General features: G+C 42.8%; 18 protein-coding genes and 1 pseudogene. 7 read left to right on the top strand and 12 right to left on the bottom strand.

The annotated features are described in order from the left end of the window. Positions 1–36: 36 nt before the first annotated feature. Positions 37–192 (top strand): hypothetical protein, encoded by a 156-nt coding sequence (locus tag EQY75_RS14000; RefSeq protein ID WP_165200617.1) that lies wholly within the window; start codon positions 37–39, stop codon positions 190–192. A 45-nt stretch (positions 193–237) separates the two neighbouring features. Here the strand turns inward: EQY75_RS14000 and EQY75_RS09950 are convergent, their stop codons facing one another. From EQY75_RS09950 to EQY75_RS09965, 4 genes are all read right to left on the bottom strand, one after another. Next, on the bottom strand, positions 238–2,262 hold the full coding sequence (locus EQY75_RS09950; RefSeq protein WP_129605490.1) for a M13 family metallopeptidase: 2,025 nt from the start codon (positions 2,260–2,262) through the stop codon (positions 238–240). Positions 2,263–2,363: 101 nt separating this feature from the next. Beyond that, positions 2,364–3,248, bottom strand: coding sequence for a bifunctional methylenetetrahydrofolate dehydrogenase/methenyltetrahydrofolate cyclohydrolase FolD (folD, locus tag EQY75_RS09955; RefSeq protein ID WP_129605491.1), 885 nt, complete (start codon positions 3,246–3,248; stop codon positions 2,364–2,366). A 61-nt stretch (positions 3,249–3,309) separates the two neighbouring features. Beyond that, positions 3,310–4,641: a signal recognition particle protein gene (ffh, locus tag EQY75_RS09960; protein WP_129605493.1), complete on the bottom strand. Its 1,332-nt coding sequence runs from the start codon at positions 4,639–4,641 to the stop codon at positions 3,310–3,312. Between the two features lie 139 nt (positions 4,642–4,780). Further along, a complete protein-coding gene (locus EQY75_RS09965; protein ID WP_129605494.1) occupies positions 4,781–6,604 on the bottom strand; it encodes a hypothetical protein in 1,824 nt (607 codons plus the stop codon). A 125-nt stretch (positions 6,605–6,729) separates the two neighbouring features. Here EQY75_RS09965 and EQY75_RS09970 point away from each other — a divergent pair, with 125 nt between their 5' ends. From EQY75_RS09970 to EQY75_RS09980, 3 genes are all read left to right on the top strand, one after another. After that, a complete protein-coding gene (locus EQY75_RS09970) occupies positions 6,730–7,230 on the top strand; it encodes an RNA polymerase sigma factor (protein WP_129605496.1) in 501 nt (166 codons plus the stop codon). Between the two features lie 109 nt (positions 7,231–7,339). Next, the gene (locus EQY75_RS09975; RefSeq protein WP_129605497.1) at positions 7,340–8,251 is read left to right on the top strand and encodes a FecR family protein; all 912 of its coding nucleotides are present in this window, start codon (positions 7,340–7,342) and stop codon (positions 8,249–8,251) included. Further along, entirely contained in the window at positions 8,232–10,781 is a 2,550-nt protein-coding gene (locus EQY75_RS09980; protein ID WP_129605499.1) for a TonB-dependent receptor, read from the top strand. Before EQY75_RS09975 ends, EQY75_RS09980 begins: the two co-directional genes overlap by 20 nt. Here EQY75_RS09980 and EQY75_RS09985 read toward each other — a convergent pair. After that, entirely contained in the window at positions 10,778–11,632 is an 855-nt protein-coding gene (locus EQY75_RS09985; protein WP_129605500.1) for a Brp/Blh family beta-carotene 15,15'-dioxygenase, read from the bottom strand. The genes EQY75_RS09980 and EQY75_RS09985 overlap by 4 nt on opposite strands. Before the next feature lie 127 nt (positions 11,633–11,759). Here EQY75_RS09985 and EQY75_RS09990 point away from each other — a divergent pair, with 127 nt between their 5' ends. Continuing rightward, positions 11,760–12,491, top strand: coding sequence for a bacteriorhodopsin-like (locus EQY75_RS09990; RefSeq protein WP_129605502.1), 732 nt, complete (start codon positions 11,760–11,762; stop codon positions 12,489–12,491). Positions 12,492–12,540: 49 nt separating this feature from the next. Here the strand turns inward: EQY75_RS09990 and argS are convergent, their stop codons facing one another. After that, positions 12,541–14,325: an arginine--tRNA ligase gene (argS, locus tag EQY75_RS09995; RefSeq protein ID WP_129605503.1), complete on the bottom strand. Its 1,785-nt coding sequence runs from the start codon at positions 14,323–14,325 to the stop codon at positions 12,541–12,543. A 122-nt stretch (positions 14,326–14,447) separates the two neighbouring features. Here argS and EQY75_RS10000 point away from each other — a divergent pair, with 122 nt between their 5' ends. Together EQY75_RS10000 and EQY75_RS10005 are read left to right on the top strand one after the other, a co-directional pair. Next, positions 14,448–14,873 (top strand): hypothetical protein, encoded by a 426-nt coding sequence (locus tag EQY75_RS10000; RefSeq protein WP_129605505.1) that lies wholly within the window; start codon positions 14,448–14,450, stop codon positions 14,871–14,873. A gap of 3 nt (positions 14,874–14,876) precedes the next feature. After that, a pseudogene (locus tag EQY75_RS10005) lies at positions 14,877–16,306 on the top strand (SDR family oxidoreductase). A gap of 31 nt (positions 16,307–16,337) precedes the next feature. On the opposite strand, the gene ctlX reads toward EQY75_RS10005, so the two are convergent. From ctlX to carA, 6 genes are all read right to left on the bottom strand, one after another. Further along, positions 16,338–17,279 (bottom strand): citrulline utilization hydrolase CtlX, encoded by a 942-nt coding sequence (gene ctlX / locus EQY75_RS10010; RefSeq protein WP_129605507.1) that lies wholly within the window; start codon positions 17,277–17,279, stop codon positions 16,338–16,340. Positions 17,280–17,369: 90 nt separating this feature from the next. Next, entirely contained in the window at positions 17,370–18,284 is a 915-nt protein-coding gene (locus tag EQY75_RS10015) for a dimethylarginine dimethylaminohydrolase family protein (RefSeq protein WP_129605509.1), read from the bottom strand. Between the two features lie 10 nt (positions 18,285–18,294). Next, complete coding sequence (locus EQY75_RS10020) at positions 18,295–19,578, bottom strand: citrate synthase (protein WP_129605511.1); 1,284 nt, start codon at positions 19,576–19,578, stop codon at positions 18,295–18,297. 135 nt (positions 19,579–19,713) lie between these two features. Next, the gene (locus EQY75_RS10025) at positions 19,714–21,255 is read right to left on the bottom strand and encodes a glycogen synthase (RefSeq protein WP_129605513.1); all 1,542 of its coding nucleotides are present in this window, start codon (positions 21,253–21,255) and stop codon (positions 19,714–19,716) included. A 78-nt stretch (positions 21,256–21,333) separates the two neighbouring features. Further along, positions 21,334–22,626: a phosphopyruvate hydratase gene (gene eno, locus EQY75_RS10030; protein WP_129605515.1), complete on the bottom strand. Its 1,293-nt coding sequence runs from the start codon at positions 22,624–22,626 to the stop codon at positions 21,334–21,336. Positions 22,627–22,723: 97 nt separating this feature from the next. Continuing rightward, a complete protein-coding gene (gene carA, locus EQY75_RS10035) occupies positions 22,724–23,851 on the bottom strand; it encodes a glutamine-hydrolyzing carbamoyl-phosphate synthase small subunit (protein WP_129605517.1) in 1,128 nt (375 codons plus the stop codon). Positions 23,852–23,941: the final 90 nt, after the last annotated feature.

Genomic DNA, 23,941 nt, shown 5'->3' on the forward strand with positions numbered 1-23,941 from the left:
GTAACTCGGTAATCATGCCTACTAAATTATTGAGCTATGAAACGTCCCTATGTGATTTATTTCTTACTGGTGATCCTGTCAATTATCTGCACCTGGAGTTGTACAAATGACGAAGGTGAAAGCGATATTGATATTCTTACCCCGAATGATTCTACCCAGGCGGAGTATGAAACAAGGGATTTACCACAATAGAAAAAACCCTCCGATTGGAGGGTTTCTTTTTTTAGTCAATAAACTTTACCAGATTTTTACTCTTTTTTCAGGAGCGAGGTAAAGGCTATCCCCTTCCTTAATGTTGAAAGCCGTATAAAACTCGGGTACATTTCGTACCACCCCGTTGACCCTGAAGTCGGCAGGAGAGTGTGGATCTGTATTGATCTGAACGCGTATTGCTTCATCTCTCGCCTTGGATCTCCAGGCCTGAGCGTAGCCAATAAATACCCGTTGTTCTCCCGTAAAACCATCCATTACCGGTGCTTCAGCTCCATCAAGTGACATTTTGTAGGCCTTTAGTGCGATACTTAATCCTCCAAGGTCTCCGATATTCTCGCCCAAAGTAAATTCGCCGTTGATATTAAGGTCGGGTAAGACTTCATAGGAATTGTACTGTTCTACAAGCGCCCCGGTTCGTTTTTTAAACTCTTCCTTGTCGGCCTCTGTCCACCAGTTGCGCATCGCTCCGTCCCCGTCAAATGTACTTCCGCTGTCATCAAAACCATGACCGATCTCGTGACCTATGACTGCTCCAATAGCTCCGTAGTTTACGGCGTCGTCAGCATCAAGATCGAAAAAAGGAGGTTGCAAAATAGCCGCGGGGAATACGATCTCGTTTAATGTTGGATTGTAATAAGCGTTAACCGTTTGCGGTGTCATCCCCCATTCTTCACGGTCTATAGGTTGTCCTAGTTTCGCAAGTTCCCTTTGATACTCATAAATTTGCGATCTCTGCATATTGCCAAATAAATCGTCTTCTTTGATCTCAAAATCGTACTCCTTCCATTTATTCGGATATCCAATTTTAGGCGTGAACTTACTCAGTTTGTCCAGGGCCTCCTTTTTGGTTTCATCACTCATCCAATCGAGCTCTTTGATACTCGCCTCGTATGCTTTTAACAGGTTCTCAACCAAGGTTTCCATCCGCTCTTTAGCTTCAGGCGGGAAGTGCTTTTTCACATAAACTTTACCTACCACTTCACCCATGGTACCATTAACCACAGAGACACCTCGCCTCCATAGAGGACGTTGTTCCTTGGTTCCCCTTAGTTCCTTGCTATAGAATTCCCAATTCTGCTGATCCATTTCCTCATTCAGTCTAGAGGCATAGGCGTCAATCACACTCCATTTGAGATAGGTCTTCCAGGTATCCAGATCTGTTGAAGAAATGATATTGTCAAGCGCCTTGGTATAATCGAGCATCAATACGCCCAATTTGTCCTGTTCGGCCAGACCGGCTTCACTTAGAAAAGCGGTCCAATTGAAGTTTGGCATAATGTTCCCAAGAGTATCTACGGGGAACATGTTATACAGGGAAACCAGGTCTCGGGTTTTCTCTTTTTCCATATGTTTTTCAGCCAAGGCTGTTTCGAGATCTAGAACTGCAGCAGCCGATGCAGAGACATCTGCCAAGCCGGCAAACCCCATCATTTTTTCTACGTGATCCTGGTATTTAGCACGAATTTCTTTAGATCTGTCATCCTCCTTCAGATAGTATTCCCTATCCGGCAGTCCAAGGCCCGATTGCCAGGTATACACTGTATAAATAGTGGGGTTCTTAAAGTCCTGATACACAAAAAGTCCAAGGGGCACATTAATCCCCATTTTGTTGGCATATGCAAAATAGGTAGCGAGCTCATCGTAGTTCTCAATGGCATCGATCATCTCAAATTCGGGTTGAAGAGGAGCAACACCAATTTCATTTCGTGTTTCAAAATCTGTATAGGACTTAAAAAGATCGCCTACCTTCTGTTCGTCAGAACCTTCGGCAAAGTCGCCTTCAGAAGATTCCTCGATGATTTTCTTTACATTGTCTTCAGATTCCTCATGGACGATATATCCAACTCCATAACTGGCTTTATCATCAGGGATGGGTGTGTTTTTTATCCATGTCCCGTTGACATAGGCTGTAAAATTATCCCCCGGATTCACCAGGGTATCCATGTATTGTGTCAACACCCCGGAGGTGAGTTCTTTTTCCTCTTTGCTTTCCGACTTGCAGGATGCAACCGCCAGAATAGCAAGTAAGCCATAAACTACTTTTTTCATCTTAATATTTGTATTTGGTTCGTTTTAATTTGACTCTCAGGAACTGCTATTGTTACAACCAAAGTGTTAAAATACCGGGTCCTGAAAACTTTGAATGACAATTAGGCTTTCCCCCGGTGTCTTTCTCTTGCCAGCAAGGTATTCTTTAACAACATAGCAATAGTCATAGGTCCAACCCCACCTGGTACGGGAGTGATATAGGAGGATTTCTCCTTTACCTTCTCAAAATCAACGTCACCTGTGATATAGTAGCCCTTTTCTTTGGTCTGATCTTCAACGCGGGTGATTCCCACGTCTATGACCACTGCTCCGGGTTTTACCATGTCTGCCTTTAAAAAATTTGGCACCCCCAGGGCTGAAACAATAATGTCGGCCTGCAGGGTTAACTCCTTAATATTTTTAGTCCGGCTATGACAGAGGGTAACGGTGGCATTCGCAGCCTTACCCTTCTGGCTCATCAGAATACTGATGGGTCTTCCCACGATATGGCTTCGCCCGATGACCACCGTGTGTTTTCCTTCGGTATCCACTTCGTATCGACGAAGAAGTTCCATAATCCCATAGGGAGTAGCAGAGATAAAGGTTTCCATATCCAGGGCCATCTTTCCAAAATTTGTCGGATGGAACCCGTCTACGTCCTTATCCGGATCTACAGCCATTAACACTTTTTGTTCGTCTATGTGTTCGGGCAGTGGTAACTGTACGATGTACCCGTCTATTTCAGGATCATCATTGATGTCTTTTACCAATCTAAGTAACTCTTTTTCAGTAGTGTCCTCAGGTAAGTGTTTTAGAGTAGATTCAAAGCCGATACGTTTGCACGATCTCACCTTACTTCCTACATAGGTAAGGCTGGCACCGTCATTTCCAACAAGTACTGCTGCCAGGTGAGGCACTTTCTCTCCCCTTTCCTTCATTTGTGCAACTTCAGTTGCTATTTCATCCTTGATCTGGTTGGAGATTTTTTTGCCGTCTAATATGACCATGCCTGCGTAATTAGAATGTTTTTTATTTAACTATTAGAAGGGCCTTGAGCGATAGAACACCTTAACCACGGAGACCACTCATCATTTGCATCATTTTCTTCCCTCCGCCTCCTTGCATCATCTTCATCATTTTACCCATCTGGTTGAATTGCTTGAGCAATTGGTTGACCTCTTGAACTGTTCGGCCGCTCCCTTTTGCAATACGCTTTTTCCTGCTTGCATCTAACATTGAGGGATTGGCTCTTTCAACAGGGGTCATGGAATGGATAATGGCCTCAACGTGTTTAAAAGCGTCATCATCTATATCCATTCCTTTCAGCGCCTTACCTGCACCGGGAATCATCCCCATGAGATCTTTCATGCTCCCCATTTTCTTGATTTGCTGAATTTGCTTCAGGAAGTCGTCAAAACCAAAGGTATTCTTGGCGATTTTCTTTTGGATCTTCCGAGCCTCTTCTTCATCAAATTGCTCTTGAGCTCGTTCCACCAGGGAGATCACATCCCCCATTCCTAGTATCCGGTCGGCCATCCTATCGGGATAGAAGACGTCAAGGGCGTCCATTTTTTCACCGGTTCCGATAAATTTTATCGGTTTTTCAACTACAGACCTTATCGAAATGGCTGCACCACCCCTGGTATCACCGTCGAGTTTGGTAAGGATTACTCCGTCAAAATTAAGTACATCATTAAAGGCCTTGGCTGTATTTACTGCATCCTGACCGGTCATGGAATCGACAACGAAGAGTGTTTCCTGGGGTTCTACAGCTTTTCTGATATCCGAAATCTCGGTCATCATACGCTCATCCACTGCGAGTCTTCCCGCGGTATCGATAATGACGACGTTCTGACCATTGGCTTTGGCATGAGCGATCCCCGCCTTGGCTATGGCCACCGGATCTGAGTTTTCCTTATCGGAATACACAGGTACTCCTATCTGATCGCCTACTACGTGTAATTGATCAATTGCTGCAGGCCTGTAAACGTCACAAGCCACCAAAAGAGGGTACTTGGTCTTCTTGGTTTTAAGATAGTGTGCCAGTTTACCTGAAAATGTGGTTTTACCTGATCCCTGCAAACCAGACATAAGAATCACTGAAGGATTACCAGAGAGGTCGATCCCTTCGGCATCGCCTCCCATGAGCTGAGTGAGTTCATCCTTGACGATTTTCACCATCAGCTGTCCCGGCTGGAGTGTAGTAAGGACGTTCTGGCCCAGGGCTTTTTCCTTTACCTTGTTGGTAAATTCCTTGGCAATTTTAAAATTGACATCAGCATCGAGTAAAGCCCTTCTTACTTCTTTAGTAGTCTCAGCGACGTTGATCTCAGTGATCTGGCCGTGACCTTTTAAAACGTGTAAGGCTTTATCTAGTTTCTCGCTTAAATTATCGAACATATCCACTTACTATTTAGAGGAATGCAAATTTAACAATTGGAACGGGATCAGAGAAGCCCGTGGCAGGAAATATAAAAGAAAAAGGGCCACTTCTGGTTGAAGTGACCCTTTTATCAAGAATTGGGGACAAATAAGCTAATTACAGTTTTTCGAACACCAAGACATCATAGCTCGCATTTGAGTTGCTATAACTTTTCAGTTCTATTCTGTCGTATTCCATGTTTGTTTCATTATAGCTCATGGAGACAAAGTCCCAGTCGTCTGTAAGTTCAATCAGCTCTCCTTCGACCCCGGCATTGAGGTACACTTTGAGCTTCCCTTCGCTATTTCGAAGTACTCTCCAAACTCCTGCCTGGGTTACACCTGTCTGACCGGTAGTGATGCTCATTACATGCTCTTCTCCAAATCCAAAGGTATAAGGCATATAGTTTTGCGTCTCATCTACCTCACCGTCTTTGTACTGGGCAACTATCCATTCTCCATCCATCATAGCGGTTTTGATTTCAAGGACATCACCATCAGGATTATTAGGCGTGTCATCACACACTCTCTGGAGTATCAATTCATAGGCAGTTCCCTCGATATCGAATTTTAAACGGTCATTTCTCAGATCACTTAATAACCATTCAAAATAAACTTCATTAGGATTAGGATTTAATCTGTCTGGATCATTGGGATCTTCTCCAAAAGTCAGGGCCATTACCAGGCGTCCTTGTGCATTGGTTGTAATTTCCCAGGAACCTGTAGAAGTATTCACTCCGTTGCTCAGGGTAACCACACCTTCGGCCATGAACTTAAACTCATATCCGAGCAGACGATCAATTTCCTCTCCGTTATTCTTAACCTTCTTGATCACCCAGGCACATTCTAATAAGATCTCTCTAAGGGTATTGGGCTCCTCATCGTAAACATCACACACAGATCTCAAGATGATCTTATTTCCACCTTCTGCGAACAGTTTAATTTTTCCAGGCTCTATTTCATATACAAACCATTCCAGGGTAAAATCGACCAGTACATCAAATTCGAGATTTAAAAGTATTCCGTGATCGGTAATACGACTACTCCATGTTCCGTTCAGGACATTTCCTACTCTATCTCTAACAGTTACTGCTCCGTCCTCAGTGAAGTTCATCAAATACTCAAAGTACTGATCGGTCTGAGAAACCGCATCTCTTTCCACTTCATTGACTAACCACGGGCATTCAGTGATAAGTTCGTTAAAGCGCTCCAGGGTAAAATCGTCATCGTTATAGTCATCATCGTCATCTTCATCACAAGCTTCCTTGGCGTTTTCAATAGCAGCAGCTAATTCTGCATTACTCCTCACTGTCATCTGAGTACCATCGTATAATTCCAGGGTAATTGGAAAATCGATACTGATCAGATCATCATCATCCAGCTCTTTGAAGAACAATCTCAGTTCCCGGTCACTGTTTACGGTAACACTTCCGGTTTGCTGTTCATTGATATCAAAAGTAAACAGGGTGATGGGATATACGAAGTCGATACATTCAATATCATCATCATCTCCACCTTCGATACACTGTTCAGCCAGTGCGCGCAGTTCATCCATATTATTGATAACCTCTTCAGAATAATCACTGAAGGTGATCGTAATAGGGAAGATGATGTCCAGTACGTCTACGTCATCATCAATGGCATCAAAGATCTCTTCAATAACATGAAGGTCTTCTTTTGAATCGATAGTGATCTGAATTCCATTTACCTCAACGGTGTATGGAAAGTTTAGGGCAAAACAGCTGGCACTATCTACAATATTGTCATAGGAACCATCATTCGATGTTGTCCTTTCAATAAGTAAAGCCGTTGATGAGCTGGCCATAATGGTCTGTTGCTCGTCCGGCTGCGGTAGTTCTTCAAATTCTTCCTGACAGGAAGTGAACGTCAGTGCTGCTATAAAAAGCAATGAAAACACTGAAAACTTAAAAACATTTTTCATAACGATTTGGATTTTTTTGTTGTTCGTACAGACATATAACAGCTGTTTATAGAAATACCCTACCCCATTTTTAATTTTTTTTAAAATATCTTTGGCTTTCATCTATTAAGTAAGAGGGGCACTATATGGATAATGTTTGCGAAGAACAGGTCTTTAACACAATCTTCAAGTCTAATTCTAAAACGATCTTTAATTATATATATTATAAGTACGGGAATGAAGAAAAGGCCTATGACGCTGTGCAAGAGGCATTTGTGAAGTTGTGGGAAAACTGTGCAAAGGTGACTCCTGAAAAAGCAAAAGCATTTGTTTATAAGGTAGCCAACAACCTCTATCTCAATGTCCTGAAAGCAGAAAAAGTAAGGTTAAAATACGCCGAAAAGGCGACCAAAGATCGAAAACAGGAATCGCCGGAATTCCTTTTGGAAGAAAAAGAATTTCAGCAAAAATTGGATCGGGCCCTTGAGAGCCTTCCCGAAAACCAACGCACTGTTTTTCTTCTCAATAGAATCGACGGGAAGAAATACAAAGAAATTGCCGAGATGGAAGGTGTAAGCGTAAAGGCCATTGAAAAACGTATGCATTTGGCCCTGAAGACCCTCAGGGAACAAATTGATGGAATTTAGGTTAAGCGCATTGATTATTGGCCTTCCCAAGGAATTGAATAAAAAAATATCGACCAACGGTAGGGTTTTTTATCATTGGAGTGTTATATAGGAGTAAAGTGCAGAAATCATGCAAGAAAATTACCTGGCCAAATGGCTCAATAACGAATTAAGCGGAGAGGATCTTGAGACCTTTAAGCGATCTGAGGAGTACGCCTCCTACCTAAAGATTGTAAAGGCCAGCGATTCCCTTACCCCGCCTTCGTTTGACGTAGAGCAGGCTCTTGCCGATCTTAAGAAAAGACAGGAAGTAAGCGAGCCCAAGGTTATCAAAATGCGCACTTCCGGTTTTTTAATGCGGATTGCTGCCGCCGTTACCGTACTCATTGCAGCTTCAATATTTTATATTTCGACGCTGGATGAATCCTTTACGACTGAATATGCACAACGCACCGAAATCGTATTACCTGATGCCTCTGAAGTAACCCTAAATGCAGGTTCAGAATTGTCTTTTAGCGAACGCAACTGGGATCAAGAACGCAAATTATCTCTGAAAGGTGAAGCTTACTTTAAAGTAGCAAAAGGAGAAAAATTTACAGTGAATACCCCTATGGGAATTGTAAGCGTATTGGGTACTCAGTTCAATGTGGAAAGCAGGGATGAGTTTTTTGAAGTAAGCTGTTACGAAGGCCTTGTAAGTGTCAAATTCCAGAATAAAGAGAGAAAATTACCTGCCGGCACTTCATTCCTGGTCATAAAAGGGAAAATCATTGATGTTCAGATGCCTGTTACTACAGAACCTTCCTGGATCAACAATGAAAGTAGTTTTAAAAGTATACCCTTTGTTTATGTCCTTCAGGAATTCGAACGCCAGTACAATGTGGAGGTCGAAACCCAAAACGTGGACCTTAATGCGCTTTTTACTGGTACTTTCAGCAACACAAACATAAATTTGGCGTTACAGAGTATAAGTACTCCTTCTCAAATAAACTTTACCTTAGAGGGGAATAAAGTGCTCTTTTATGCAGATAACGCGCCTTAAAAGATTCCTTTTTTGCTTCTTCATATTATTTGGGGTCCTGACGAATGCGCAGGACGAGGAAACCAATAAGGTACCCCTCATTCCCTTTCTTCAACAATTAGAGCAAGAGTACAATATCAAATTTTCCTATGTCGATGACGACCTGAAGGAATTGAAAATTATTCCGGTTGACGAAACGGAGCTTGCGGCCATTTTACAATTCCTGGAAAAAGAGACTCAACTTCAATTTGAAAAGCTATCCGATCGCTATTTCACAATCACACCCAAAACTACTCTGGATCTATGTGGCTTTGTGTATGACAATTACGGAGCAAATACCATACCCGGAGCTTCCGTAGAAGTACTGGGAAGCTCTGAGGCCATCCTAACAGATATGGACGGGAAATTTACGCTCTCTAATGTCCCCAAAGATGCGAATCTAAGAATTAGATTCCTCGGCTTCAAACCGCGGTATATCAGTGCTTCCGAATTGATCAAAAACGCAGACTGTCCCGTTCTTCTCCTCGCCCTTAGTTATCAGGAATTGGAAGAAGTAGTGGTCTATCAGTTCCTCACCACAGGTATATCACGGGAAAAAGACGGCAGTGTTTTGCTCAATATCGAAGACTTCGGCATCCTCCCTGGCCTGTCAGAACCCGATATCCTGCAAACCATTCAAGCCCTGCCCGGCATAAAAAGTATTGATGAAACTGTTTCTGACATCAACATCCGGGGAGGCACCAATGACCAGAATCTCATCTTGTGGGACGGTATTAAAATGTATCAATCAGGTCACTTCTTCGGGCTAATTTCCGCATTCAACCCCTATCTAACAGACAAGGTCACGATCATAAAGAACGGGACGAGTTCTCAATACGGCGATGGGGTTAGTGGAATTATAAGCATGGAAACAAAGAACGAAGTACAGGACCGTATTTTCGGAGGCGGAGGTTTTAATTTGATCAGTGGTGACATGTACAGCCATATTCCACTTTCCGAAAGGCTGGCCGTGCAATTTTCAGCGAGAAGGTCGGTGACCGATTTTCTCAATACCCCCACCTACAACCAATTCTTCGAACGAGCTTTTCAGGATACTGAGGTAAAGGGCAGCAGCGGTTCTGATGACGCAATTGACCGCGAGGAGAATTTTTACTTTTATGACTTTACCGCAAAAGTGCTCTACGATATCAATGACTATCACAAACTAAGGGTGAGCGCCATACAGATCAATAATAATCTGGATTATGTAGAAACCAACCAAACTACAAGTCGGGTAAACCAAAGCTTGCTCGACCAGACCAATTTTTCCTTTGGGGGCCGACTTACAAGCCAATGGTCTGACCGGTTTTCAACCCAGCTCAACGCTTATTACACGAGATATAACCTGGACGCTCAAAATATTGAAGGAAACGGACAACAGACCTTATTCCAAAACAACAAGGTGTTAGAATCCTCCCTCAAAGCTACAACAGCTTTCAAACTTACAGATGAACTCCTCACCAGGAACGGCTATCAGTTGACAGAAGTTGGAATTAGAAACTTTACGGATGTGAGTCAGCCCCCATTCAGGAGCAATATCAAAGGGGTTATCCGGTCACATGCCCTTTTCAGTGAATTCCAATACAAGTCTCCAGATGAAAAATTGGAATTTCTCGGGGGAGCCCGACTCAACTATCTACAGAATCTCGGGACATTCGAAGAGTTTATCCTTGAACCCCGTTTAAACCTGAGTTATATGCTGTGGCCCGATTTTCGTCTTGAATTCAGGGGAGAATTTAAGAACCAGACTACTAATCAGATCATAGACCTGGAACAAAATTTTCTCGGGATAGAAAAAAGACGCTGGATCTTATCAGATAATCTCGAACTACCCATCACTAGAAGTAAGCAAGCCTCATTGGGGATCAATTACGATAGAAATAAGTGGTTCATTGGTTTGGAGGGATTTTACAAGGAAGTGACAGGGGTGAGTACTTCCACTCAGGGATTTCAGAATGAATATCAATTTGATGGCGAAATTGGGAGTTATACCATTAAAGGTGCAGAGTTCCTTATCAATTACAAAAACAACAAATTCAGCAGTTGGATGAGTTATGCCTTTAATGACAACACCTATTATTTTGAGGACATTTCTCCAAATGAATTTCCAAACAACCTCGACATAAGACATACAGCCACCTTTGCCAGCACCTATAATTACAGGAATCTCAAATTGGGACTAGGTTTAAATTACCGAACAGGCAAACCCTATACTAAACCCGTGGAAGGCAATAACGCCATAGACACTTTTTTCTTTCCCAGCAGGATCAACTACCAGGATCCAAACAGCAGTAGACTACCCGATTATCTCCGAGCCGACGCTTCGCTTATTTACGACTTTAGTCTCAGTTCAAGGGTAAAGGCATCGGCAGGGGTTTCTGTTTTAAATCTTCTCGGGAAGCGCAATGTTCTCAATATTTATTATCGATTAAACGACCAGGATGAGATCGAAACTGTGGAAAGTGTTTCTCTCGGACTTACCCCGAATGCAAGTTTCAGACTGAGCTTTTAAGTCCGGTTAAGCCGATTCATCACAATCACGTGGGGAAAAGTAATAGCGGCAAGAAAATAGATCATTATGGAGAGGAACAACCCCTGTTTATCATGAAATAGGTAATATAACAATCCGAGGCCTATCATTGATACCAACCAGTAAACAAAGGAAGTTTTCACGTATTTCAGCAACGTATTCTTAGTGACCTTCCCATACAGATAATTGGTCTGATCTCTCAGAGACGGAATACTATGCCATACCACAAAATAGATACTGAACGCCCATAAGAGAGAGGCGGTTTTAAACACAATCACAAATACCAGGAGGAAAAACAGTTCCTTGACCAAGTTTACTTTAATTTTCTTCCTGGCGTACCACCACAAATAGATCCCAAGGAAGCCTGCGAAGGAGGCTATCAGCACGTACAAATAATATTGAGGCTGCATATGAAACCCTGTGACCTGAGATACAATTGGTGTTACCTCATCAGCATTGGTATAGAAGAGGAGGAAGAAAATTACCAGCCCATAACAACTGTAGAAAATATAAGTAAGAGGAGACGGCCTGGTATTTTCAGACCAGTGCTGTTCTCCAAAATGGTAACTGCTGGCCAGGACAAAAAAGACCAGAGCCAGGGCCGGAACGATGGAAAAAAACAAAACGGTTAATCCGATGACCGTAACGTAGCTCGCGAGCGCTCTTAGAAAAAAATTCTTATTTGAGCCAGAGGAGGTCTTCTGAATAAGTTTCAAATCGTTAGAGCCGTGTAATATTCCAAAGGTGAATATTAAAAAATAGGCTAAAACAGCCTCTGCCTCAATGTTAAAATTAACGGTAATCCAGAGGAAGAAAAACGTCAGAACGATCATAAAACCGCTAAAAGTGTTAATATTTTGTTGTTTTTTTCCAAATTGATAAAATAGTGAGGTTAAATTTATGAAATATTGTTCAATGTTTCTTATTTTCGCTTAAACAAAATTAACTAATTCTATATCTATGGAAAATTTTTTAGCATCAATTTCACTGGTTTCCAGGATGGCGACCGATGACTATGTAGGGTTTACCTTCTTCGTTGGCTGTATGGCCATGATGGCAGCCTCTGCATTTTTCTTTTTGTCAATGAGCAGTTTTGACAAAAAGTGGAGAACTTCAATCCTGGTTTCGGGATTAATTACCTTTATTGCTGCCGTACACTATTGGTACATGAGAGATTACTGGGCAGGCTTTGCAGAATCTCCAACTTTCTTCCGTTATGTGGATTGGGTATTAACCGTTCCACTAATGTGTGTTGAATTCTTTTTAATTCTCAAAGTAGCAGGAGCTAAGAAGTCCCTCATGTGGAGACTAATCTTTGCTTCAGTAATCATGCTGGTAACCGGATACTTCGGAGAGGCTGTTTACAGAGACAGTGCTGCATTCTGGGGCTTGATTTCTGGTATTGCTTACTTCTGGATCGTATACGAGATCTGGTTCGGCGAAGCGAAGAAACTTGCAGTTCAAGCTGGAGGATCAGTCTTGAGTGCTCACAAAACATTATGCTGGTTTGTACTGGTAGGATGGGCAATTTACCCCTTGGGTTATATGGCCGGAACTCCTGGATGGTATGATGGTTTAGGTTCTATGGGACTTAATATGGATGTTATCTACAACATCGGTGATGCAGTCAACAAAATTGGATTCGGACTTGTGATCTACGGTCTTGCTGTAGCTCAGAGTAAAGAAAAATAATTTTCCTTAAGACTTATATAAAAGGCCGCTTTCGAGCGGTCTTTTTTTTTTACATACGAGAAGGAACACTAATTCCCAAGAGCGAAAACCCATTTCTTATCACAGCTGCAACCTCTGCAGAGAGCTTTACCCTGAAGGTTCTGACCTCTTCTTTTTTTTCTCCGAGAATGGAGACCTGCTGATAAAAAGAATTGAACTCTTTCACGAGGTCGTAAATGTAATTGGCCACCAGGGCCGGACTGAACTGATCTGCTGCGGCTTGTACCGTTTCAGGGAAAAGTTGCACCAACTTGATCAATTCCCTTTCTTTCTGATGTAACTCAAGAGTAGTTTTTGTTGAACTATTCTCTGAATTGGATTCATCATATCCTGCCTTTCTCAAAATGGATTGTATACGGGCGTAGGTATACTGAATAAACGGACCTGTATTTCCCTGAAAGTCGACCGATTCCTCCGGGTTGAACAGGATGCGTTTTTTGGGGTCCACTTTTAGGATATAATATTTTAAGGCACCTAAGCCTATGATCTGATATAAGTTTTGCTTCTCCTTTTCTGAGTAAGCGTCGAGCTTGCCCAGTTCCTTAGAGATTTCTTCTGCGGTTCTGGCCATGTCTATGATCAGATCATCTGCATCAACCACAGTACCTTCCCTGCTCTTCATTTTACCACTCGGCAGGTCCACCATTCCATAACTTAGATGATACAGGTGTTCTGCCCAACTAAAACCTAATTTTTTAAGAATCAGAAACAGGACCTTAAAATGATAATCCTGTTCATTCCCTACCGTATAAACCATACCGGTGATATCAGGAAAGTCCTTAACCCGCTGTATAGCGGTGCCAATGTCCTGCGTCATATAGACTGCAGTGCCATCGGATCGCAAAACGATCTTCTCGTCCAGACCTTCATCGGTAAGATCGATCCATACACTGCCATCCTCCTTTCTGTAAAATACCCCTCTTTTTAGTCCATCTTCAACTACATCTTTCCCCAGGAGATAAGTGTCACTTTCGTAGTACAACTGATCGAAGTCGACCCCCAGATTTGAATAGGTTTCTTCAAATCCTTCATAAACCCATGAATTCATAGTTTTCCACAAGCTAACTACCTCTGAATTTCCGGCTTCCCACTGACGGAGCATTTCCTGAGCTTCCTGTAAAATGGGAGCCTGTTGTTCTGCTTCTTCCCTACTCTTCCCTGCCTCAACCAGCTGCTCGATTTCCTTTTTGTACGCCTTGTCAAACGCGACGTAGTAATTTCCAACCAGTTTATCCCCTTTCAAGCCAGTAGAATCAGGTGTTTCCCCATTGCCAAAACGCTTCCAGGCCAGCATGCTCTTACAAATATGGATTCCGCGATCGTTGATGATCTGAGTCTTGTATACCTTATTCCCAGAAGCTTTCAGAATCTCAGCCACTGAATATCCCAATAGATTATTACGGATATGACCCAGATGCAAAGGCTTGTTCGTATTCGGTGAAGAATATTCCACCATGACCGCTCCCTTTGTATTTTCTTTTGCGATTCCGTAGTTTTTTTCTGAATGAATCTCGTTAAAAGCATTAAGGAAGTATGAATCAGAGAGACTGAGGTTTAAGAATCCTTTAATGACATTATATTCTGATATGTCCTGGACATTTTTCAATAAATATTCTCCTATGGCTGATCCGATCTTTTCAGGATTCCCTTTGAGATATCGAAGCATGGGAAAGACCACTAGAGTGATGTCTCCCTCAAAATCTTTTCTTGTGGGCTGAAATTCTACCGAGGGAAGTTCCACTTTGTAAAGCTCGTTGACCGCTTCTTTTACCTTTGAGACAAGTTGGTGCTCCATAGTTTCTAAATGACCTTCTTTGAAGACGCAAAACTACGTATTTTTTAAGCTTTTATACCGTTTCGGAACGGGAATCCCCAATGTTTTCGGTAACTTTATGCTGCTAATGAAAAAGGAAGAAAATGCTACTCAACGTTTCGTATAACAACAAAGAAATCACCCGGAAGATTGACGAGGAAGTGGGAAAACCTTTCCCATTGAAAGAGCGGTGGGCACTGGGCGGAATAGGTTCCCCTAAATTATTTATTACTGAGGCCAGCCTTGAGATAAGAAATCTCCTAATCCTCGATAACAATCTGGATAGCTGCAATGTAGAGTTAAGACCAAAAGGGATTATCGTAAGGTTTAGGTCTTTGCTCGAAACCTTTGCCCTGGTCATCCCCTACTATAAGCTCACGATTTACAAAGGTGACTTCGCGGTCTACTCCATTTATCGCGATCATTATTTTATCAAAGTCAGATCAGACACCAAGGCTATTCAAAAGTTTTTTAAAAAATTGATGGATTATAAGGCAGACAACGCCCCAACCAACATTGAAGATCTCTAGCTTATGAAAATTCTACTTACAGGGGCCAACGGATATATCGGTATGCGCCTTTTGCCAAGGCTATTAGACTTAGGTCATGAAGTTGTTTGCGCTGTAAGGGATCAAAAAAGGCTGTCGGTAGATGAGGACATCCTCTCGCGTATTGAGGTGGTTGAGGTCGATTTCCTTAAAGAGGTTGAAGCAGATTTAATCCCTAAAGACATCGATGCAGCATATTACCTCATCCATTCCATGAGCTCTTCTACTCAGGATTTTGATGAGAAAGAAGCCCTATCTGCTGAAAACTTCAATGCTTATATGGAGGCTTGTGAGGTAGAGCAGGTGATCTACCTCAGTGGTATCGTCAATGAAGAAGAACTATCCAAACATTTAAAATCCAGAAAAAACGTTGAAGACATTCTATACCAGGGTTCTTTTCATCTCACTGTGCTCAGGGCGGGTATTATTGTAGGCTCAGGGAGTTCCTCCTTTGAAATCATCCGCGACCTCTGTGAAAAACTACCGGTTATGATTACCCCCAAGTGGGTATTGACCAAAACACAGCCCATAGGTATCCGGGATGTGATCAATTTCCTGTCCGGAGTACTCGGCAGAAAAGACACCTTTGACGAGTCCTTTGACATCGGTGGAAAGGATATCCTCACCTACAAAGAAATGCTGCATCAATACGCCAAAGCAAGGGGATTTAAGAATTGGATTCTTACTGTACCCGTCATGACCCCCAAATTGTCCTCATATTGGTTGTACTTTGTCACTTCCACTTCCTACAAGCTGGCTGTGAATCTGGTAGATAGCATGAAAATGGAAGTTGTCGCCAGGGACAATCGGCTTCAGCAACTCCTGGAGCTGGAAACACACACATATATGGAAGCCATTGATATGGCCTTCAAGAAAATTGAGCAAAATCTGGTGATCAGCAGTTGGAAAGACAGTATGGTAAGTGGCAGATTCCAGAAAAACCTTGAAAAGTACATACAGGTTCCCAAATACGGAGTTCTGAAAGATGAAAAGAAGGTCAAAGTTGATGATCCTGATCGAGTTCTTGGAAATATCTGGAAAATCGGAGGAGAACAGGGATGGTATTATGGCAACTGGCTCTGGAAAATTCGCGGCTTTATCGACAAGCTTACCGGGGTGTGGGACTGAGAAGGGGACGCACCCATCCCGATAAAATATACCCCGGGGATTCCCTGGACTTCTGGCGTGTGCTTTTGGCCGACAAGGAAGGAAAACGACTTCTGCTATTCGCGGAAATGCGTTTGCCGGGAGAGGCCTGGCTGGAGTTTAGAATTGACAAGGACGATATGCTGCATCAAACCGCTACATTCAGACCAAAAGGACTTAGAGGCCGACTGTATTGGTACGCTATAGTTCCTTTTCACTACTTCATCTTTGGAGGCATGATCCGAAACATCGCCAAGGCAAAAGATTAATCTTTTATTGACCCCTTGGAGTTAATAAGAATTAAGATAATACTTCAGCCCGGGGAAGGAATATTTCTGCCATCATACAACGAGCGCTACCACCACCACAAGTCTCAATTGTTTCCAGGGGGCTGTGAATGATTTCACAGTGCCGATTTATGGCTTCGATCTGTTCGGGATTCAGGCTGTTGTAGGCAGCCGAGCTCATCACCAGATACCTTTTCTCCTCTTCTCCAATAACCTGTAGCATATTACCGGCAAAGTGTTGCTCCTGTATCTCAGAAATAGCTATAATTTCTTTACCGTCGCTTTTAAGATGATTAAGGACGTTCCTGCGTTCCTTTTTATCGTCAATGGCATCCAGACAAATCACTGCAAAGGTCTCTGCAATACACATCATAACATTGGTGTGGTAAATTGGCATTCGGTGACCATCCACCGGCTGGTTGGCCGTAAAAATAACCGGCGTACATTCCATATCCTCGCAGAATTCGATAAAAAGATCCTCATCTGCCCTTGGGGAAAGCGCACAATAGGCTTTTTGGTGTTCCCTGTCCATTACGATACTTCCGGTGCCTTCTAAAAATAGATTGTCTTCCTCTGCTGAGGAATAGTCGATTACTGTCTTGATTTCGAATCCCTTATCCTCGAGAATGTCCAGAATATCTTCCCGTCGTTCCCTGCGTCTATTCTCCGCAAACATAGGGTAAAGACCTACGGCGCCGCTAGCGTGGAAAGACACCCAGTTATTGGGGAAAATGGAATCGGGTGTGTCCCTCTCATAAATATCATCAACAACAATCACCTCTACGCCCTTTGCCCTTAAAACAGCCACAAAATCGTCAAATTCTTGCTGTGCTCTCAGGTTAATGGTCTGATTTTTAATGTCGATATCTTCCTGAAAATAATTATTCACGGCGGTTTCCTCATTCATTCTAAAACGAACCGGCCGAACCATTAATATTGTGTTTGTAATCTGCATGAAAGGAAGTAGTTTAGCGGGCTAAAGGTAGCTTTTTAACCCGATTTTTTTATGGCCCACGCCCATTTTTTATCTGGAATTTTTGCAGTCTTATTCCCTGATCAAGGGGAGCGTACTACAGCGTAAAAGCCCTTCCTGTTTCCCTATTTCAGCATAAGGAATCTCCTCTACGGTAAAGCCCTGTTCCCGCAACCAATTGTTGAGTCGCGTAAAAGATCGCTCAGAAACGATCACCTCAGGAGAAATCGAAAATACATTGCTGAACATCTGGTACATTTCATCACTGGTAATTTCAAATACATTTTCCTTCCCAAAATAATTCAGCAACCATTCGTATTCTTCTTCCAGCAGAAAACCATTTTTGTGAAGTATGGCCTTGTCTCTGCCAATAGGCTGAAAGCAACAATCGAGATGTAACGCATTTTGCCTGGGATCTGTATTGGATTTCCTCAGGTCGAAAGACTTAACTTTCTTATGCGGAAAAGCCTTCTCTAAATAATTGACAGCTATCGTATTGGTTCTTGCAGTAATGTAACTTGAATAGTCTTCCCCTCTGTAAGTGCCTACAAAAATGTAATCCTTCCATGGCATCACATCTCCCCCTTCAATATGAACGGATTCAGGCGGAACTAGTATTTTATCTGGGTCAATGACATCGAGTACATGGATTATCGCTTCAAATTCCTTCTCCCTTTCGGGAAGTATATTTGCTTTGATGAGCTTATCCTCTATGACAAAGGCGATATCACGAGAAAAAATCTGATTGCAATTCTCCAGGATTTCAGGCCTGAATACCTGTACCCCGTGCTTCTTAAGGATTCGGTCGAATGCAGACATCTCATTTACCATATCCTCTTCCCTGGGATATGTTCCAGCCAGAATATGTTCCAGAGATTTAGGGTCGTAGGCTTCCTCCGGCTTTGGAATAGCTCCGGGGCTGTCTGCGATTCCCAGAACCACTGCCTTTAAGGGGGAAGTTTCATCCCTTACGTTGAGTTGGAGCATAACGGGCTACCTAGCGTTTTTTAAGCGGCACAAAAGGTCTGTCGTTCTCACCGATATAAACTTGTCTTGGCCTGCCTATAGGTTCTCCCCTCAGTCGCATTTCGCGCCATTGCGCAATCCAACCCGGCAATCTTCCCATTGCAAACATCACCGTGAACATTTCTGTAGGAATTCCCAGGGCTCTGTATATGATCCCGGAATAGAAATCGACATTGGGATATAGCTTACGCTCCACAAAATAAGGATCTTCAAGAGCTACCTTTTCCAGGCCTTTGGCAATTGAGAGAATGGGATCTTCTATCCCCAGATCACCCAGCACTTCATCTGCAGCCCTTTTAATAATCTTGGCCCGTGGATCAAAATTTTTGTATACCCTGTGGCCAAAGCCCATTAATCTGAAAGGATCGTCTTTGTCCTTGGCTTTGTTCATATATTTTTGAGTATCCCCTCCATCTGCTTCAATGGCCTCAAGCATTTCTAATACCGCCTGATTGGCACCTCCGTGAAGCGGTCCCCACAGGGCTGAAATACCCGCCGATAAAGAAACAAATAGACCTGCATGGGAAGACCCGGTAATTCGAACTGTAGAAGTAGAGCAATTCTGTTCGTGATCGGCATGTAAAATCAGAAGTTGATCCAAAGCGTCTATCACGATCTTGTTTTTCACGTATTCTTTATTGGGACGCTTAAACATCATTTTATGAAGGTTTTCCACATACCCCAGAGAATCATCCCCATAGTCTAATGGAAGTCCTTTTTGTTTTCGCATCGTCCAGGCCACCAGAACCGGAAATTTCGCCATAATCCTGATGATGGCATGATACATCTCTTTCTCTGAGGAAATATTTACGGAAGATGGATTAAAGGCGATCAAAGCACTTGTCAAGGAGGAAAGCACCCCCATCGGATGTGCCGATTTTGGGAAGGCATCGAGGATCTTCTTCATCTCCTCATCTACCTGAGATTCGTGCTTTATATCCTCGTGGAACTGATCTAATTCTTCTTTATTGGGCAATTCTCCGAATATGAGAAGGTAGGCTACTTCCAAAAAATCAGCTTTTTCTGCTAATTCCTCGATATTGTATCCCCGGTATCGCAATATTCCCTTTTCTCCATCCAGATAAGTGATTGCACTTTCACAAGATCCGGTATTTTTATAACCAGGATCAAGAGTGATCATTCCGGTAGAGGAACGCAGGGTTTTGATATCAATAGCAAGTTCTTGCTCGGTACCTTCCACCACTGGAAATTCATATTTTTTTCCTTCGTATTCGAGTATTGCTTTGTCTTTCATGCAGGTGTATTTGTGTTAATTTTGACGGGATGTTAAAGGTAAGAAAAAGGGCTCTTCTTAACAATTTCCGACAGCGCTTTATGAAAACATTAAATGTAATCTACCATTAAATTACACCGGATGGTCCTGGAATCTCTAATTCTGTAAGCTGTAGAGTTTTTCGTAGTATTCGTCCACAGATTTCTTCCAGGTAAAGCGCATTTTTTTTGCGTTCAATTTTATAGTTTTCCACAATTCCGGTTTGTTCTGATAGACGTCCAGGGCCTGGTCAAAACAACCCAGCATATTCGAGATCTTTTCATCATAGTTGTCTCCGTCAAATGAAAAGCCGGTTTTCAAATGGGACACAGTATCTTTTAATCCGCCTGTATTGTGGACCAGACAGGGATTTCCGTTTCTCATGGCCAGCATCTGACTTATGCCACAAGGTTCAAACTGACTAGGCATAAAATACAAATCTGTTTCCAGGTATATGGAATCAATTACATCTTCAGACTGTCCGTTGAAAAAAATGAAATTCTCATGCTCCCTGCTTAAATTTCGGAATAGTTCCTCGTATTCCGGGGCTCCGGTTCCCAGGACCATATAGATCCCATTTACTTTTTCGAGTTTCTTCAGAACAGCGATCAAAGCCTCAGGCGATTGCTTAAAGAAAAAGAATTTTTGTTCTGTTAATCGGGCAACACTTGAGCAAATAAATTGTGGTCTCTTGCTGAGAAAGGGCAGTAGTTTTTCACCTGTATGGGCAAGGAAATCTGCCTTGTACTTCTTAGATTCCTCCTGTAACCACCCGAATATAGCCTTTACAGCGTTTTTAAAGAGCATATTCCGTTCTGCCGAACGTATATTTTTGTAATTGCTCCCATTCAGGATTCCGAACAATCTTCCCTGATTGTCGGCTTCAAGCAGATCTTTTTCCAGGGATTCCCCACCGATAAAAGCAGGCGGTTTGCTGGGCAATAAAATGTCTTTCTTGTAGGAAGGTGAAACGGTATGAACCGCATCGGCCAGCCTGATCCCTATAGCCATGAGATTGATACAGTCCCGATATCGATAATCCATCAATTTCTCTGCATTATAGCTCACTTCAGGAAACCAGGTATTGACAGAAGCCTCATTGCCTTCAAAAGGGCGTATCCCCTGAATGGCGAGGTTGTGAATGCTGTAGACAAACCTGTATTTGTTTAAGGAGGTGTATCTCGGATGATATTTCCGCAAAAAGAGCAGGAGGCTGGTATGCCAATCGTGTAAATGCACAACATCCAACGGGCCAAAAGCCTCGTCATTTATTGCCGTGGCTATGGCAGTACAGAAAATGGCAAATTTATTCGAATCTGTAAAAAACGGTTTCTCAGGATCGTTGTGATAAATTTTTCCTATTTCACCGGCTTTTATCTCCGGGTGATGCACCACATAATGGCGAATATTCTTCAACTCCTTCTTAGGAGGCACCTCATAGAGTTCAGCAGTATAAGGCTTCCCGTTTAAACTGAAATGAAGTTCCCGCAGCAGCATGCCCTTTGTTTGCAATCTGGAATAACTTGGAACCACCACATGAACTTCATCACCACGTTCTGCAATTTGTCTGGGAACATCGCGCACTACATCCCCCATACCACCGGCTTTGCAATTGGGAATAGCATCATTTTCTGCAGCGACAAACAAGAAGTGATTCATATTGTGTTTCTAGGTAATGAGGGAAGTTAAAAAAAGCCTTTCAGATAACGAAAGGCTTTTTAAATACTTTACATAATACTAATGGCCTATTTTAAAGGCATTGACGCCTGGATAATGGGCAACCTCGCCCAGTTCTTCCTCAATGCGCAACAACTGGTTGTACTTTGCCATCCGGTCTGATCGAGAGGCAGAACCTGTTTTTATCTGTCCTGTGTTTAGTGCAACTGCCAAATCGGCTATGGTATTGTCCTCGGTTTCACCCGATCGGTGAGACATCACGCTGGTGTAGCCTGCATTTTTGGCCATATTTACAGCTGCAATTGTTTCCGTTAGGGTTCCTATCTGGTTAACCTTGATCAGGATGGAATTGGCAATACCTTCTGAAATACCTCGTGAAAGTCTTGTCACGTTGGTCACAAAGAGATCATCACCAACCAACTGAACCTTATCGCCTACCAGGTCCGAAAGGATCTTCCATCCGTTCCAATCGTTCTCATCCATTCCGTCCTCAATAGAAATTATTGGGTATTTGTCACAAAGGGCTGCCAGGTATTTCGCCTGTTCTTCCGAAGATCTCACAGCTCCCTTATCCCCTTCAAACTTGGTATAGTCGTATTTTCCGTTTACGTAAAACTCTGCAGCAGCGCAATCGAGAGCCACCATAACCTCATCCCCAAAGGAATAGCCTGCATTCTTTACGGCAATGCCTATGGTGTCCAAGGCGTCCTCTGTGCCCTTGAGGGTTGGTGCAAATCCGCCTTCATCTCCTACAGCTGTACTTAATCCCCGGTCGTGCAACACCTTTTTCAAATGGTGGAATATTTCAGTTCCCATTTGAATGGCATGAGAAAACGTTTTTGCCTTTACGGGCATTACCATAAATTCCTGAAAGGCAATGGGCGCATCCGAATGCGAACCGCCGTTGATGATATTCATCATGGGAACGGGAAGCGTATTAGCACTTACTCCGCCTACATACCTGTATAAAGACATTCCCATTTCGTTAGCAGCAGCTTTGGCAACGGCAAGCGAAACACCCAGGATGGCATTTGCTCCGAGTTTAGATTTGTTTGGAGTACCATCGAGTGCGATCATGGTCTGATCAATCAGATTCTGATCATCCACCATCATTCCCCTAATCTTATCGGCGATCTCTGTATTTACATTCTCCACAGCTTTCATTACGCCTTTCCCCATAAATGCTTTTCCACCATCCCGTAATTCCACAGCTTCGTGTTCTCCGGTAGAAGCACCTGAAGGAACGGCAGCCCGGCCCATTACTCCATTTTGTGTCACTACATCCACCTCCACTGTTGGATTACCCCTGGAGTCGAATATTTGTCGGGCGTGCACATCTAATATAATACTCATAACTTTTTGCTTTTTATAGGTTGATTACTATCATTTCAAAGATACAAAAGGCCTTTGTGAATTTTTGCAATTCCCAAAGAATTGGGCTTTGCCTGATCTAGACAGGAACATTGCTTCTGGAATACTCCTCAATCAATTGAAAAAACTGATCGAATAAGTAGGAAGCGTCATGCGGTCCCGGACTTGCTTCGGGATGATACTGCACGGAAAAGACATTTTTGTTTTTCATGCGTATCCCTGCCACGGTATGGTCATTGAGATGCTCGTGGGTGATTATTAATTCCGGATGCGCTTCTGTTTCCTCCCTGTTGATGGCAAATCCGTGATTCTGAGAAGTGATTTCCCCTTTCCCTGTCTCGAAATTGATTACCGGGTGATTAATTCCCCTATGTCCGTTAAACATCTTGTAAGTAGAAACTCCGTTTGCAAGGGCGATGATCTGATGACCCAGACATATGCCGAATAAGGGTTTGTCCTGGGCAATGATCTCTTTGGCGGTCTCTATAACTTCTTTCAGAGGTTCAGGATCACCAGGGCCATTTGAAATAAAGTACCCGTCAGGATTCCAGGATTGTAGCTCCGAGAAAGGAGTATCATATGGAAAGACTTTAATATACGCGTCTCTGGCTGCGAGATTTCTGAGAATATTTTTTTTAATCCCGATGTCTAATGCAGCTATCCTGTATTTGGCATCTTTTTCCCCGAAGAAATAAGGTTTCGTAACAGATACCTTTGATGCCAGCTCAAGGCCTTCCATACTGGGTATATTACTCAATTCGGCTTTAAGGGCATCTATTTCGTCTACTCTGGTTGAAATCACAGCGTTCATCGCTCCATGGTCGCGGATATAACTTACCAGTGCACGTGTATCTACATCGGAAATAGCAAGCAATTTGTTGGTGTTCAGAAACTCAAGGAGACTCTCGTCTGCATCCGGCCTGGAGTAATCGTAACTGAAATTCTTGCATATGAGTCCGGCAATCTTTACGGAATTCGACTCTACTTCTTCGTTATTGGCCCCGTAATTTCCAATATGGGCATTGGTCATCACCATTAACTGTCCAAAATAAGACGGATCGGTAAAAATTTCCTGGTATCCCGTCATCCCCGTGTTAAAACACACTTCACCAAAGGCTGTCCCTTCGGCATTACCTACCGATTTACCGTAAAAAATAGTTCCATCTGCCAGTAATATGAGTGCTTTTTTCTTGGTTTGATACTTCATTAAACTGCAATTTTTTGGTTTCACAAATAAACATAAAAAAAGGATAGACTTGCAGGTCTATCCTTTTCAAATTTTAAAGACATTATGAAC

The organism is Muriicola soli (assembly GCF_004139715.1).
Lineage (GTDB): Bacteria > Bacteroidota > Bacteroidia > Flavobacteriales > Flavobacteriaceae > Muriicola > Muriicola soli.